The organism is Phorcysia thermohydrogeniphila (assembly GCF_004339575.1).
GTDB classification, from domain to species: domain Bacteria; phylum Aquificota; class Aquificia; order Desulfurobacteriales; family Desulfurobacteriaceae; genus Phorcysia; species Phorcysia thermohydrogeniphila.
Window position 1 is genome coordinate 145,038 of record NZ_SMFV01000004.1, and the last position, 13,482, is coordinate 158,519.

The following is a 13,482-nucleotide window of genomic DNA, read 5'->3' on the forward strand; positions in this document are numbered from 1 at the left end:
ATTTGCCGACGTAATCATACCCTATCAATTAAGCTCAGGATTGAACCGGGTATGTCCCTCTCATCAAGCTTAAAGAACTCATCAGGAGAAGTATAGAGAAGGTGATGGGGAGTTTCCTCTCTGTTCAGGATAACCACAAAGCGGTAACCCTTATCAAAGGCCGTTTTCATGGACTTTCTAAAGTCCCTCCTCACTATATCCCTTGTAGCTATGTAGCCCCTCTCCCTTAAAGCCCTTGCCACTTCGTAAGCTTTGTGGAGCTCCTTCCTCAGGTCAATTATGTAAAAGTCTTTCCTGTGGCTTTCAAAGAGCCCTTTCTTTTCAAGGAGGAGCTGAAGGGCATCAACGTTTAAGGCCATTCCCGTTGCTGGGAGCTCCCTTCCAAACTTTCCTACAAGCTGGTCGTACCTGCCCCCCGCTCCTAAGGAAGAGCCAAAGAGAGGGTGAAAAACTTCAAAGGTTACGCCTGTGTGGTACTTCATCCCCCTCTTTTCTGAGAGGTCAAAAATTACTCTCTTTTCAAATCCGTAGCTCCTTAGAATGGAGAAGATTTCTTCAAGCTCCTTTAGGGCCTTTCTTGACCTTTCGTTCTTAAAGAGTCCTTTAGCCCTCTCTAAAACGTCCTCCTTACCGTAAAGCTCCATAAGTTCCAGAATTCTCTCTCTCCTGCTACCCGTTATACTCCTCTCTTCAAGAAAGAGCTCTATACCGGAAAGATCCTTGTGAGCTAAGAGCTTTAAAAACTCCTCCCTATCGGGAATCTCAAGCTCTTCAAGGACGCCCTCTACAAACTCCGAATGGCCTATGTCTATCTGGAAGGACTTAAGTCCCAACTTCTCTAAGATATTTACGACAACGGCAACGATCTCAGCATCCCCTTCTGTCTCCTTAACTCCTATCAGCTCAAAGCCAAACTGGAATATCTCCCTCTCCCCCGGAACGTCCCTGAATATCTTTCCCGAGTAGTAAAAGCGAAAGGGAGGCTCTTCATTCTTGAAAGAGGAGGCAACTATCCGAGCAACCTGAGGGGTAAAGTCGGGACGAACAGCCATTAACTTTCCGGTAATCCTGTCTACTATCTTAAAGGAGAGCTCCTCTAACCTTTCATCAACCACCTTAAAGGGAGAAAGGAACTCTATGGAAGGGGGTAGAATAGGTTCATACCCCCAGAGCTTAATAACCTCTTCCATAAGGAAGAGTATCCTGTTTCTTCTCTCAGCCTCCTCAGGTAAGAGGGTCTTAAAGCCTTCAGGAATTTCCGTTAATCCCATCCCTAAAACCCTAAGTGCTTTATTATCTCTTCCCTGTCGGCCGGAAGGGTTACAGGTTTTACCCCCATTGAGATTGCAGTGTCTGGATCTTTAAGGCCATGTCCTGTAAGGGTGCAGACAATAACGTCCCCCTTCTCAAACATACCCTTTTCCCTTGCAGACTTTATAACGCCGGCAATAGAGGCTGCAGATGCCGGTTCGCAGAATATTCCCTCAAGCCTTGCAACAAGCCTATAGGCCTCAAGGATTTCCTCGTCGGTAACCATGTCTATGAAACCACCAGATTCCTTGGCAGCGTTAACTGCTCCCTCCCAGCTTGCAGGGTTTCCGATTCTAATCGCAGTTGCAACTGTCTCTGGGTTTTTAACGGGATGTCCGAGAACTATCGGCGCAGCTCCGGCCGCCTGCCAGCCACACATCTTAGGCTTTGAATCTACTTTGCCTGCTTCGTAGTACTCCTTGTAGCCCATCCAGTAGGCAGTTATGTTTCCAGCGTTACCGACAGGGATAAAGTGGTAGTCTGGAGCTCTTCCGAGCTGTTCACAGATTTCAAAGGCAGCTGTTTTCTGTCCTTGGAGTCTATAAGGGTTTATGGAGTTAACTATCGTAATTGGATACTCTGCACCAATTTCTCTTACTATCTCAAGAGCTTCGTCAAAGTTACCCTTTATCTGTATAACCTCTGCCCCGTACATTACGGCCTGAGAGAGTTTTCCAAGGGCAATTTTTCCTTCCGGTATAAGGACAACCGCCTTTAGGCCTGCTTTTGCAGCGTAGGCAGCTGCAGACGCAGAGGTATTACCTGTTGAAGCACATATAACAGCCTTTGCTCCTTCCTCAACAGCCTTTGAAACAGCAACGGTCATTCCGCGGTCCTTAAAAGAACCGGTGGGGTTGAGTCCTTCAAACTTCAGGTATAGCTTTATTCCCGGCTTTATGGCCTCTGCAAGGTTGTTTGCCTCAATTAAAGGGGTGTTTCCTTCAAGGAGGGTAACAACGGGCGTTTTGTCTGTAACCGGCAAGAACTCACGAAATTCCTCTATAATGCCTCTCCACTTTTCCATTAAAAAACCCCCAGAAAACGGATAAAATACGGAAAAGAATTATATTGCTTTTGGCACTTTAAGCAAAAAGTGGAGGAGTCATGTTTGAAGGCATTTACGTTGCCATTCCCACACCTTTTAAGAACGGTAAGGTTGATGAGAGAGCTCTAAGAGAACACATAGAGTTTCTCATTGAAAAAGGCGTTGACGGAATTGTCCCCTGTGGAACTACAGGAGAGAGCGCAACCCTTTCCTACGAAGAGCACGAGGAAGTAATAGCCATAACCATTGACCAGTGTAAGGGCAGAGTAAAAGTTATCGCCGGAACGGGCTCAAACTGCACAGAGGAGGCCATAAGGCTCACAAAGTTTGCAGAGGAAGTAAAAGCAGACGGAGCTCTCCTCATAACTCCCTACTACAACAAGCCAAATCAGGAAGGGCTTTACCTACACTTCAAGGCCGTCGCAGAGGCCGTAAGTATTCCAATCGTCCTCTACAACGTTCCGGGAAGAACCGGCGTAAACATGCTCCCCGAAACCGTAGCAAGGCTTGCCGAAATAGAAAACATCGTCGCCATTAAAGAAGCAACCGGCAACACAAACGTAACGACAGAGATTGTTAACCTCTGCGGGGAAAAAATTACCGTCCTATCCGGTGATGACACAACTTTCTTCCCCCTCCTTGCAGTTGGAGCAAAGGGAGTTATTTCGGTTACTGCAAATATCGTTCCAGACAAAATGGCAGAAATGTTTAAAAAGTTTATGGAAGGTAACGTTTTTGAAGCGCAAAAGCTCCACTTAGAGCTCTACCCCCTCTCAAAAGTCCTCTTCATAGACACAAATCCAATACCGGTTAAAACTGCCCTCTGGATGATGGGAAGAATGGAAAAGGAGTTTAGACTTCCCCTGTGCCCAACGACTCCTGAAAAGGAAGAGAAAATCAAGGAAACTCTTAAATCTATGGGAGTGTTAAGATGAACCTTTCTATGAACTACAGGGATTTTGAAAAACTTCTCTACTTCTTTGAGATAAGAGAAAAAGACGTTAAAAACATGTTATTCTTGGGACAGATACTCCTTCCGTATGAGGAGGAATTTGCAGATGCCTTCTACAACAACTTAATGAAATTTGATGACATCAAAGAGTTCATTCCCGAAGAAAAACTTAACAAGCTAAAAACGACAATTAGAGAGTGGTACAGGAAACTATTCTCTGGAAAATACGACTCTGAATACTTCCTGTACCTCTTAAGAGTAGCAAAGGTTCACGTTGAAGAAGGCATCCCCCCTCACTATATCATCGTGGCAATGAACTTCGTTAGCCGTTTCTGCACAAGAAGAATCGCAAGGTTCTTTTCCGAAAAGGCAAAAAAATTTATCGGACAGTTTGAATGTGAATCCTCCGAAACAGAGATTCTTGAAGACTTTGTTCTTGAGGAAGTCTTTGAAAGAATGGAGGATCTAACCCGTTCACTGAGAAAGTTGCTTGCCCTCAACGAGGACGTTCTCGTTTCCTACTACGTTGATTCAGAACTTCGTATGTTCTTAGAATCAGGAAAATTTGAAAGGTTTACTATAAACTTCAGCAAGAAATTTGCCCTCTTTGTGGACGTTGCTATACTCCTTGGGCTCATGCTCCTTGCAACCTTTGTAGTGGTTCTCTTCGGAATAGACATTTCCCACGTATTCCACGGAGACCTTTCCCACGGTCTCATTGCAGCACTTGGAGACCTCCTGATACTCTGGACGGTTCTGGAGCTCCTTAACAGTGAAATTAGGTTCATGCTCGGCGGAGAGCTCGCCGTTAGTGCTTTTGTTAGTGTTGCCTTGGCAGCAACAATTAGGGAAGCCTTGGTTGTCTCCTTAGAGCACGACAAGCCCATAGAGTTTAAGCTCGGCATAGGATTTCTCATCCTCATTCAGGGTATAGTCTACGGAATCGTCAAGTGGTTTGAAATCAAAAGGGAGAAAAAGAGAGGTAAAAGATGATAAAGGTTGCTGTAACCGGTGCTAAAGGAAGGATGGGGAACTTGATTGCCAGCTTAGTCCTTCAGGATAAGGATTTTAAACTCGTTGGCGTAACGGAAAGGGAAACTACCGGAGTAATTGGAAAGGAGTTTTCGGTAGGCGTAAAGTTCTACTCATCCATTAAAGAGATGCCTGAAAAGCCCGACGTAGTTATAGACTTTACACTTCCGGAGGCTACCCTCAAGCTCCTTGAAGAGGCTAAGGAGCTAAAAACTGCTCTCGTAATAGGAACGACTGGATTTTCCGAGGAAGAAAAGAGGAAGATAGAGGAAACTGCACAGGAAATCCCCATCGTTTTCTCTCCTAATATGAGTCTTGGAGTTAACCTCCTTTTTAAGCTCGTTGCCGAAGTTACGAAAGCTCTAAAAGACAAGGGTTACGACATAGAGATATTTGAAATCCATCACCGCTTTAAGAAGGACGCTCCCTCTGGAACTGCAATGAGGCTTGCAGAGATAATAGCTGAAAATCTCGGCAAAGACCTTTCAGAAATAGCCGTTTACGGAAGGAAAGGAATCGTCGGAGAAAGAAAGCCCAACGAGGTTGGCGTTTTAGCTGCAAGAATGGGAGACGTAGTTGGAGACCATACCGTATTCTTTGCAACTCTTGGGGAAAGGCTTGAGCTCACCCACAGGGCTACGAGCAGGGAAACCTTTGCAAGGGGAGCTATAGTCGCTGCAAAGTGGGTAGCCAACAAGAAAGCGGGACTTTACACGATGTTCGACGTTCTGGGGATTTAACTTTGTAGGAGGTTTTATGCATGTTTGAAATAATTCCGGCAGTTGATATAAAAGGCGGAAAGTGTGTAAGGCTCTATCAGGGAAGGGCAGATAAGGAGAAGGTTTACTTTGAAAACCCCGTTGAAGTTGCCAAGAGATGGGAAGAGGAAGGAGCTAAGAGGATTCACGTTGTTGACCTTGACGGTGCTTTTGAGGGAATTCCTAAGAACATAAAAATTGTTGAGGAAATCGTTAAGACTGTTTCAGTTCCAGTTCAGTTTGGTGGCGGCGTAAGGACAATAGAAGCCGTTGAAAGGTTATTCAGCATAGGCGTAGATAGGGTAATTGTCGGAACAATAGCCGTTGAGAAGCCCGAACTCTTTGAGGAAATGGTAAGAAGTTTCCCTAACAGAATCGTTCTTGGAATAGACGCCAAAAACGGTAGAGTAACAACAAGGGGCTGGGTAGAGGTAACAGAAATTCCGGCCGTTGAGCTTGCCAAAAAGTACGATTCTATGGATATATGGGGATACGTCTATACAGACATATCAAGGGACGGAACACTAACAAGTCCAAACTTTGAAGAGATTGAAAAGTTTGCCTCCTCCGTTAAGAAACCCGTTATAGCCTCTGGAGGTGTCGCAAGGAAGGAGGACATCCTTAAGCTCTCACAAATAGGCAACGTTTCGGGCGTTATCGTCGGAAAGGCACTCTACGAGGGAAAGGTTAACCTAAGGGAAGTCCTTAAAGAGATTGAAAGTAGATGAAAATCTCCCTTGAAGAAGTTTTAAAGGAAATTGAAGGCAACAAGTTTTTTAAGGTCATTGAAGAGGGAGGGCTCCTAAAAGTCTCCTACCGATTTAACGCCCCCTTTGTCTTTGATACTCCTCTTAAGAGGGAGCTCCGCGGTATAACCTTTAATAGACTTACGGGAGAGGTTGTCTCCCGCCCTTTCCACAAGTTCTTTAACCTTAACGAGATAGAAGAGTCAAAGGAGGAAAGGTTAAAGGGGAAAGAGTTCATCTTCAGGGAAAAACTTGACGGAACGATGGTTCACTTTGCCCTTTACAGGGGAGAGCTCCTTCCTTTAACCCAAAAGTCCTTCAAGAACGAGCAGACAGAAAGAGCAAAGGAGATAGTAGAGAAGGACGATAAGCTACGGCAATTTATTCTCTCCGCACTCAAAAAAGGGATAACTCCAATCTTTGAGCTACTAAGTCCAGACTTTCAGATAGTCGTTCCCGTTTCAGAAGAAAAGCTCTACCTTACAGAGCTCCGGCAAAACAACAACGGAAAGTACCTCCTTGAAAGGTACGAAAGGGAAATCTCAGAGCTCGGCATTCCCCTGCCGAAAAAAAGGGTTTTAACCTTAGAGGGAGCTCTAAAGGAGCTTGAAGGAACAGAAAACATAGAAGGCTTCGTCCTTAAAGACTTTTCTAAGGAAGAACCTTTTCCCCTCTTTGTAAAACTAAAGTCACCCTGGTATCACGAAAGACACTACATCTTCACTTACCTTCACAACATCCCAGACCACAAGCTATTTAAGCTGTTCCTTGACGGAAAGGCCGATGAGTTCTTCTCAAAGCTAACAAACAAAAAGCTCAAAAGAAACAGGATGGGAAAGCTTAAAAAACTTGTAGACCTTTACATTGAACTAACCGAAACTGCGAAGGAGCTCTCCCCTCTCTACGGAAAGAAGAATTTTGAAAGAAGGGTCTCTAAGGAAACAGAAAGGATTAAGTCAACTTTCTCAAGGGACTTTAAAAAGCTTCAGCTCAGCCCTTCATTCCTTAGGGAATCTGCACGGGTAGCCTCAAAGGGAGGGAAGTTTGAGAAGTTTATCGGTATGAAACTCTACTCCCTACTTAAAGAGAAGGAAATTGAACTTAAGCAAGATTAAAAATTGAAAATCATTCTTACTAAGCATAAAATTAGATAATGCCGCAGGGGTGGAGCGTGAGCTCCTGAGACTCCCCTTACGGGGAGAACCCTTTGAACCTGATCCGGGTAATACCGGCGTAGGGAGCGGCGTGGAAGAATTCCTTACTCTTCCCGTCCCTCCAGCCTCCCCCCCACGGCAAATCCAAAACACAGGAGGAAAAGCATGCAGAACCTAAACGAAGTCATCATCTCTCAGGCCATCATTGAGTCCTTCATGGAGAAGCTCAAGAACTCCTTAGAGGTGGATGTAGCCATCGTCGGTGGGGGACCTTCCGGCCTTGTAGCTGGCTACTACCTTGCGAGAGAAGGCTTTAAGGTGTCCATCTACGAAAGACACCTTGCCATCGGCGGCGGAATGTGGGCTGGAGGTATGCTCTTCAACGAGATAGTCGTTCAAGAAATGGGTAGAGAAGTCCTTGACGAGTTTGGAGTTCGTTACAGGGAGTTTCAGCCCGGATACTACGTTGCAGACTCCGTTGAGGCAGTAACTACCATAGCCTCTAAGGCCGTAAAGGCAGGAGCTGTTATCTTCAATGGAGTAACTGCAGAGGACGTCGTTCTCAAAAAGGTGAACGACGAGTACAGAGTTTGCGGTCTCGTTATCAACTGGACTTCCGTTGAAAGGAGCAGACTGCCCGTAGACCCTCTCGTTATCACAGCCAAGTACGTTATTGACGCCACAGGACACGACGCTTCCGTCGTTTCAACGCTTCAAAAGAAGGCAGGTATAAAGCTTGCCACCGAAACAGGTTGCGTTATAGGAGAAAAGCCCCTCTGGGCTTCTGTAGGAGAGGAGGATACCGTTAAGAACACAAGAGAAGTATTCCCCGGTATTTTTGTTAGTGGAATGGCTGCAAACGCTACCTGTGGAAGCCATAGAATGGGGCCTGTCTTTGGCGGAATGCTCGTTTCTGGAAAGAAAGCTGCTCAAGAAATAGCTGAAAAGCTCAAAGGAAATAAGGAGGAGTGATGGCTACGCTCGTTGAACTTGCCAAAAAGGGTGTTGTAACGAAGGAGATGGAGCTCTGCGCTCAGTACGAGCGCAGAGCCGTTGACTATATAGTTCAGGGACTTATTGAAGGAACTATCGTCATACCGGCAAACATCTACCACAGGGAAAGAGAAAACTTCCAACCCAGAGCCATAGGTAAAGGACTTAAAACGAAAGTTAACGCAAACATTGGAACGTCTGGAGACATTGAAAAGATAGACCTTGAGCTTGAAAAGCTAAGGGTAGCTGTAAAGTACGGCGCTGACGCGGTAATGGACCTCTCAACTGGTAAACACATAGACGAAACGAGGAAGGTAATCGTAGAGAACTCCCCTGTAATGGTGGGAACTGTCCCCATATATCAGGCCGCAAAGGAAGCCGCTGAAAAGTACGGCTTTATCGGCAAGATGACCGTAGACGATATCTTCAACGTCATTGAAAAGCACTGTCAGGACGGCGTTGACTTCATAACGGTTCACTGTGGAGTCACCCTCTCTGCCCTTGAGAGGCTCCAGAAAGAGGGGAGGCTCATGAACATAGTCTCCCGCGGTGGAGCTCTCATGGCAGAGTGGATGGTCTACAACGAAAAAGAAAATCCCCTCTACGAGCACTACGACAGACTCCTTGAGATAGCCAAGAAGTACGACGTTACCCTCTCCCTCGGCGACGGCATGAGGCCGGGGTGTATAGCAGACGCAACTGACAGGTGTCAGATTGAAGAGCTCATAACCCTTGGAGAGCTCGTTGACAGGGCGAGAGAAGCCGACGTTCAGGCTATGGTTGAAGGTCCCGGCCACGTTCCCCTTGACCAGATTGAGGCAAACATACTGCTCCAGAAGAGGCTCTGCCACGGAGCTCCCTTCTACGTCCTCGGTCCCCTCGTTACTGACATCGCTCCCGGTTACGACCACATAGTTAGCGCCATAGGAGGAGCCATCGCTGCTAAGGCCGGCGCAGACTTCCTCTGCTACGTTACTCCAGCAGAACACTTAGCCCTGCCCGACGTTGAGGACGTAAAACAGGGGGTAATTGCCGCAAGAATTGCAGGCCATGCAGCAGACATTGTAAAGGGCATTCCGGGAGCTCTTGAGTGGGACATTGAAATGGCAAAGGCAAGGGAAGCCCTTGACTGGGAAAGACAGTTTGAGCTTGCAATAGACCCTGAAACTGCTAGGAAGTACAGGGAAGAAAGGCGTCCACAGGAAGACGAAAAAACCTGTACTATGTGTGGTAGCCTCTGCTCAATTAAAAGAGTTGAGGAATACCTAAAAAGGAAATAAATTTAGTGGGGGGTGTCCTTCCCCCTAATTTTTTAGGAGAATGTTTTTATGGTAATGGACAGTTACTCTAACCTGTTTGAGTTATTTTGCACAGAATACCTAAACGAACTACCGGCAGGTATTAGAGAAAAACTTGGAATAGAAAATGTAGAAAGCTTCTGTAAAAGGGCAAGACCAGAATTTGAAAGGCTACTCCAGACATTCCAGAACGACAGAAAAACCTTTGAAGAACTGGTAATTTTGTTAGGAAAAAAGCTCTATAAAAGCAACCTGAGCATAGCTTTTGTAATTGACGCAATAAACACCATAACTTTTAAGGTTCTTAACTTCATAAACACTGAGTACTTGCCCAACGAACTTTCCGACGAATTCTTAAACTTCCTTAAAGACTTCCCAAATCTAATAGCTCTGGGCTACACAGAAGAATCCCTTCCAGAGAAGAAGAACCTAATGCTACTCAAACATGGAAAAAGGGAACAGGACAAGGTTATAAACCACTACAGAACAATAGAGGAAATCATAAGTGGAAACAAGAAAGGCGTTCCCAGTGAAAAGGATTGTCCCTTTGCCAGTTACCTTGAAAGGCTTGATTTTCAGATTGTCTGCCGGAAACTGGGAAGCTGTAAAGAAGCCAAAAGAATTCACCGTCTTGTCCACATCTACCTTGAGCTGTTTAAGAACTACTTCTCAGAGAAAAAATTCTTAGCCGCTTACCTTGTACTCGTTACGATTTACTTTTTCCTTGAAAAATTAGCCGAGTTTGTATCAAGCGTAAATACATCAAAGAGAAACATATCCTTAGAAGATATCGTTGACTACTTGGTTAATGAAATAAAAAGCGAAGCTACTCTCCTAGTGATAGACCCTTCAGAAATCTCCTTCGTCAATAAGGTCTTTGGCTTCTCTGCAGGGGACGCAATATTTGAGTTCCTCACAGAGAAGCTATCAAAGCTCGTGGGCGACGATAAAAGCCACGGCATCATCAAGTGCTCCTACGGAGCTGTATGTGTCCTATCTAAGGGTAACAACATCAAGTACAAAAGCATATTCCAGACTCTCAAAAAAGAGATAAAAGAGCGCTTTAAGTCCTACCCCGTAAACATTGATATAACGGGCTTTCTCCTTAAGTTTCCAAAAGAGATTAACGCCAAGGAAGAGGACATCTTAAACACGGTTAGGTACGCCATAAGGGAAAGTAAAAGGACTCCCTCCCGCCTACTCATCCTTGACCTGAAGGACCTGTCAAAATCCCGGAAGCTTCAGCTATTCAAGAACATAAACGAGGATCTAACAGAAAAGTTCCGCTCCGGCAACCTTAAGTTAGCACTACAGGGAATTTACGACCTAAAGGCAGGAAAGATTTCCCACTACGAGGTTCTCTTCAGGCTAACAGATGATAGCGGGAAAGTAGTCCCTGCCTACGAGTTTATAGACTTGATATACGAGCTAAGGCTCATACACCTACTTGACCTTGCCGTCCTAAGGAAGATAGCAGAGAACCTTGAAGTATTCAACGGAAAGAAGTTGTTCATAAACTTAAGCCCAAGAACCTTTAAAGTTCCATCTGCCCTTGAGGAAGTTAAAGAGATAACGAAGAACCTAAAGGAGAAAGGTCTTCAGTTCGGCTTTGAGATTACAGAGCAGGCGTCCATAGAGGACTACGACGCCCTTGTTGACTTTATAAGAGAGGTAGAAGTTCCCATTTCAATTGACGATTTTGGAACTGGCTACTCCTCATTTTCACAGTTCGTAAATCTGGTTGAGGCCGTTCCTGTTGAGTTTTTAAAGATTGATGGAAGCTACACAAAGAAGCTCTTAGAGTCACCTCAGGCGAAGAACGTCGTTAAGACAATAAACAGTATGGCCCACTCCCTCAACTTAAAGACAGTGGCAGAGTTTGTTGAAAATGAGGACATAGTTAAGGAACTAAAGAAACTGTCGGTAGACTATGCTCAAGGCTACTTCTTCTCAAAGCCAGAAATAGTTGTTTAACGAAAAAGCGGAAAAACCGCCCAAGTCACTCCTTGATAGCGTAGTAACATCTCTTGGGGCTGTAAACTTTCCCCTCTTCTTTAAGCTTCTTTATAATCTTTGAAACTTCTTTGCTCTCAAGTCCGGTCATTTTTGCTATTTCTCCCGGCCTGACGGGCTTTTCGGCCTTCTTCATAGCTTCAAGAACTAACTGCTCCTTGTTCTCCATAACCACCCCCTTCTTAGCTTAGTAGGTTCTTTCTACTATAAAATCTGCTATTTCGTTTAAAGCTCTCCTGTAAGGAGAGTCAGGGAAGATTGAAAGGAGCTCCTTCGCCCTTCTAACGTAGTCCCTCGCAAGGTTAAAGGTCTCTCTATCTCCACCTTTCTCAAGGACAAACTGCCTCACTCTTTCTATATCCTCTCTTGAGGGCTCTACCGAAGAAAGAATCTCGGCTATCTCCTCCCTTTCTTTCTCTGAAGCCTTCTTAAGGGCAGATATTAGAGGATAGGTTACTTTACCCTCCCTTATGTCGTTTCCGGCAGGCTTGCCGATTGTCTCTTCCTCAGAGATGTAGTCAAAGGCGTCGTCAACGAGCTGGAAGGCGTAGCCGATGAGTTTTCCGTAGTCCCTTAGAGCTCTCCTCTCTTCCTCAGAGGCATTACCGATTAGAGCTCCAACCTCACAGCAGGTTGAAAGGAGGGAAGCCGTTTTGCGGTAGATTATGTCAAAGTACTCCTCTTCTGTAAGGTTTACGTCGCCGATTTTCTCAAGCTGGAGGAGCTCCCCTTCTGCCATATCCTGAACAGTCTGGGCTGAAACCTTTAAAACTTCTTCCCCGCCGTAAACGGCCAGAACGTAGATGGCCTTTGCAAACATGTAGTCGCCCACTAAAACGGCAACGTCGTTTCCAAAGACGGTGTTCGCAGAAGGTCTACCTCTCCTGAGTTTTGCCCCATCAACAATGTCGTCATGAAGGAGAGTTGCCGTGTGCATGTACTCCATAACGGTTGCAACGGGGATAAGCCTGTCAAGGGGAGCGTCAACGAGCTTTCCGGCGATTATCGTAAGTCCCGGCCTTACCCTCTTTCCACCACTATCAAGGATGTAACCGCCGGCTCTAAGGACGAGCTCCACTTTTGAGTCAAGGAGCTCCCTTGAAAACTCCTCTGCCTTTAAGAGCTCTTCTCTAATAACCTCAAAAGGTTTAAATATCTTCACCTTATCACCTTACTTAAGTGGAATGTTCCTGCTACCCGGCTTAACAAGAGGTATTTTACCCTCTTTGCAAAGTGGACAGGAGTCTGGCTCGTAAACCGGAACTTCAAGCCTCCACAAGGTCACAAAAGGAACGCCAAAGTTAACCTTTCCACCACTTCTATCAACCAAACTACCGACGGCAACAACTTCTCCACCGTGCTGTTTCACAACTTCAATCGTTTCACGGGTAGACTTTCCGGTAGTTACAACGTCCTCAACGACAACAGCTCTCTCTCCCTCTTTTATCTCAAAGCCTCTCCTTAAGGTGAGCTTCCCGTCAACCCTCTCTACAAAGATGCCCCTTACTTTCAAGTGTCTTGAGGTTTCGTAGGATACGATAACCCCTCCAAGGGCTGGAGCTATAACAAGGTCGTACTCAACGCCGAGCTCGTTTATCCTCCTTGCAAGCTCCCTGCAGAGCTCTTCAGCGTACTCTGGATACTGAAGAACCTTCGCACACTGAAGGTAGTAGGGACTGTGAAGCCCACTTGAGAGTAAAAAGTGTCCCTCAAGAAACGCATCTGTTTTAAGGAATATTTCCTTTATTCTCTCCTCTGTAAGCATTCTTAAGCCTCCAGCTTAAAGTTGGAGTAATTTTAGTTTTAAGCTTTTACTCTTTCAACCCATGAATAGCCATTGCTGTAATTGTTATAATTGGTTCAAATCAACAAATGAAGGGAGGAAAAAATGAGAACAGTGATGCTAATAATAGCTCTTCTACTCTCATTAACCATCCCTTCCTTTGCTCAAAATAACAGCAACTCACAGAATTCATTGCCGAGCTTAATTTTTGATGGAAAGTTCAAAGGACCCTTCAGAGAAACCGTTATCGTAAGAATATACGACCCAACTTACGGAGTTGTGTGCTACTTATACATCCCTAATAATGTCTCTCTTAAAACATCCATTGACTCAAGCGGTATTCACACCTTTTTAACGAGTTTCGCAGGAAATATAAGCTGTGTGAAAATAAAGTAAG

At 45.2% G+C, this 13,482-nt stretch carries 14 protein-coding genes and 1 riboswitch; of the genes, 9 read left to right on the forward strand and 5 right to left on the reverse strand.

Annotation, left to right across the window (positions count from 1 at the left end; all coding sequences use genetic code 11):
• Positions 1-14: 14 nt before the first annotated feature.
• Positions 15-1,271: an ATP phosphoribosyltransferase regulatory subunit gene (hisZ, locus tag CLV27_RS06380; protein WP_132526988.1), complete on the reverse strand. Its 1,257-nt coding sequence runs from the start codon at positions 1,269-1,271 to the stop codon at positions 15-17.
• A 2-nt stretch (positions 1,272-1,273) separates the two neighbouring features.
• On the reverse strand, positions 1,274-2,335 hold the full coding sequence (gene thrC / locus CLV27_RS06385) for a threonine synthase (protein ID WP_132526990.1): 1,062 nt from the start codon (positions 2,333-2,335) through the stop codon (positions 1,274-1,276).
• 80 nt (positions 2,336-2,415) lie between these two features.
• Between thrC and dapA the strand changes: the two genes are divergently transcribed.
• The 8 genes from dapA (at position 2,416) to CLV27_RS06425 (ending at position 11,263) form a co-directional block, all read left to right on the forward strand.
• A complete protein-coding gene (gene dapA, locus CLV27_RS06390) occupies positions 2,416-3,291 on the forward strand; it encodes a 4-hydroxy-tetrahydrodipicolinate synthase (protein WP_132526991.1) in 876 nt (291 codons plus the stop codon).
• Positions 3,288-4,301 (forward strand): protoglobin domain-containing protein, encoded by a 1,014-nt coding sequence (locus tag CLV27_RS06395; protein ID WP_132526993.1) that lies wholly within the window; start codon positions 3,288-3,290, stop codon positions 4,299-4,301. Before dapA ends, CLV27_RS06395 begins: the two co-directional genes overlap by 4 nt.
• Positions 4,298-5,080 (forward strand): 4-hydroxy-tetrahydrodipicolinate reductase, encoded by a 783-nt coding sequence (dapB, locus tag CLV27_RS06400; protein WP_132526995.1) that lies wholly within the window; start codon positions 4,298-4,300, stop codon positions 5,078-5,080. Before CLV27_RS06395 ends, dapB begins: the two co-directional genes overlap by 4 nt.
• Positions 5,081-5,100: 20 nt before the next feature.
• Positions 5,101-5,826 carry a 1-(5-phosphoribosyl)-5-[(5-phosphoribosylamino)methylideneamino]imidazole-4-carboxamide isomerase gene (hisA, locus tag CLV27_RS06405; RefSeq protein ID WP_132526997.1) on the forward strand — a complete coding sequence of 242 codons (726 nt, stop codon included), beginning with the start codon at positions 5,101-5,103 and terminating at the stop codon, positions 5,824-5,826.
• Positions 5,823-6,959 (forward strand): RNA ligase, encoded by a 1,137-nt coding sequence (locus CLV27_RS06410; protein ID WP_132526999.1) that lies wholly within the window; start codon positions 5,823-5,825, stop codon positions 6,957-6,959. Before hisA ends, CLV27_RS06410 begins: the two co-directional genes overlap by 4 nt.
• A 35-nt stretch (positions 6,960-6,994) precedes the next feature.
• Positions 6,995-7,101, forward strand: a riboswitch (TPP riboswitch).
• A 62-nt stretch (positions 7,102-7,163) separates the two neighbouring features.
• Complete coding sequence (locus CLV27_RS06415; protein WP_132527001.1) at positions 7,164-7,970, forward strand: sulfide-dependent adenosine diphosphate thiazole synthase; 807 nt, start codon at positions 7,164-7,166, stop codon at positions 7,968-7,970.
• Positions 7,970-9,271 carry a phosphomethylpyrimidine synthase ThiC gene (gene thiC, locus CLV27_RS06420; RefSeq protein WP_132527003.1) on the forward strand — a complete coding sequence of 434 codons (1,302 nt, stop codon included), beginning with the start codon at positions 7,970-7,972 and terminating at the stop codon, positions 9,269-9,271. The genes CLV27_RS06415 and thiC overlap by 1 nt, the downstream gene beginning before the upstream one ends.
• Positions 9,272-9,319: 48 nt before the next feature.
• A complete protein-coding gene (locus CLV27_RS06425) occupies positions 9,320-11,263 on the forward strand; it encodes an EAL domain-containing protein (RefSeq protein WP_132527005.1) in 1,944 nt (647 codons plus the stop codon).
• Positions 11,264-11,288: 25 nt separating this feature from the next.
• Here the strand turns inward: CLV27_RS06425 and CLV27_RS06430 are convergent, their stop codons facing one another.
• From CLV27_RS06430 to pyrE, 3 genes are read right to left on the reverse strand one after another with little or no spacing between them, the layout of a single operon-like run.
• Positions 11,289-11,471 (reverse strand): MarR family transcriptional regulator, encoded by a 183-nt coding sequence (locus tag CLV27_RS06430; protein ID WP_132527007.1) that lies wholly within the window; start codon positions 11,469-11,471, stop codon positions 11,289-11,291.
• Between the two features lie 18 nt (positions 11,472-11,489).
• Positions 11,490-12,464 carry a polyprenyl synthetase family protein gene (locus CLV27_RS06435; protein WP_132527009.1) on the reverse strand — a complete coding sequence of 325 codons (975 nt, stop codon included), beginning with the start codon at positions 12,462-12,464 and terminating at the stop codon, positions 11,490-11,492.
• Between the two features lie 9 nt (positions 12,465-12,473).
• Positions 12,474-13,067, reverse strand: coding sequence for an orotate phosphoribosyltransferase (pyrE, locus tag CLV27_RS06440; RefSeq protein ID WP_132527011.1), 594 nt, complete (start codon positions 13,065-13,067; stop codon positions 12,474-12,476).
• Positions 13,068-13,190: 123 nt separating this feature from the next.
• On the opposite strand from pyrE, the gene CLV27_RS06445 reads away from it, so the two are divergent.
• Positions 13,191-13,481, forward strand: a complete 291-nt coding sequence (locus CLV27_RS06445) for a hypothetical protein (protein WP_132527013.1) — start codon at positions 13,191-13,193, stop codon at positions 13,479-13,481.
• The last annotated feature ends 1 nt before the right edge of the window (position 13,482 follow it).

Bases quoted from the DNA above. Each gene is read 5' to 3' on its own strand.
- pyrE (WP_132527011.1), bottom strand. From the start codon at position 13,067: ATGCTTACAGAGGAGAGAATAAAGGAAATATTCCTTAAAACAGATGCG.
- thrC (WP_132526990.1), bottom strand. From the start codon at position 2,335: ATGGAAAAGTGGAGAGGCATTATAGAGGAATTTCGTGAGTTCTTGCCG.
- hisZ (WP_132526988.1), bottom strand. From the start codon at position 1,271: ATGGGATTAACGGAAATTCCTGAAGGCTTTAAGACCCTCTTACCTGAG.
- CLV27_RS06415 (WP_132527001.1), top strand. From the start codon at position 7,164: ATGCAGAACCTAAACGAAGTCATCATCTCTCAGGCCATCATTGAGTCC.
- dapA (WP_132526991.1), top strand. From the start codon at position 2,416: ATGTTTGAAGGCATTTACGTTGCCATTCCCACACCTTTTAAGAACGGT.
- CLV27_RS06445 (WP_132527013.1), top strand. From the start codon at position 13,191: ATGAGAACAGTGATGCTAATAATAGCTCTTCTACTCTCATTAACCATC.
- hisA (WP_132526997.1), top strand. From the start codon at position 5,101: ATGTTTGAAATAATTCCGGCAGTTGATATAAAAGGCGGAAAGTGTGTA.
- CLV27_RS06395 (WP_132526993.1), top strand. From the start codon at position 3,288: ATGAACCTTTCTATGAACTACAGGGATTTTGAAAAACTTCTCTACTTC.
- CLV27_RS06425 (WP_132527005.1), top strand. From the start codon at position 9,320: ATGGTAATGGACAGTTACTCTAACCTGTTTGAGTTATTTTGCACAGAA.
- CLV27_RS06430 (WP_132527007.1), bottom strand. From the start codon at position 11,471: ATGGAGAACAAGGAGCAGTTAGTTCTTGAAGCTATGAAGAAGGCCGAA.
- thiC (WP_132527003.1), top strand. From the start codon at position 7,970: ATGGCTACGCTCGTTGAACTTGCCAAAAAGGGTGTTGTAACGAAGGAG.
- CLV27_RS06410 (WP_132526999.1), top strand. From the start codon at position 5,823: ATGAAAATCTCCCTTGAAGAAGTTTTAAAGGAAATTGAAGGCAACAAG.
- dapB (WP_132526995.1), top strand. From the start codon at position 4,298: ATGATAAAGGTTGCTGTAACCGGTGCTAAAGGAAGGATGGGGAACTTG.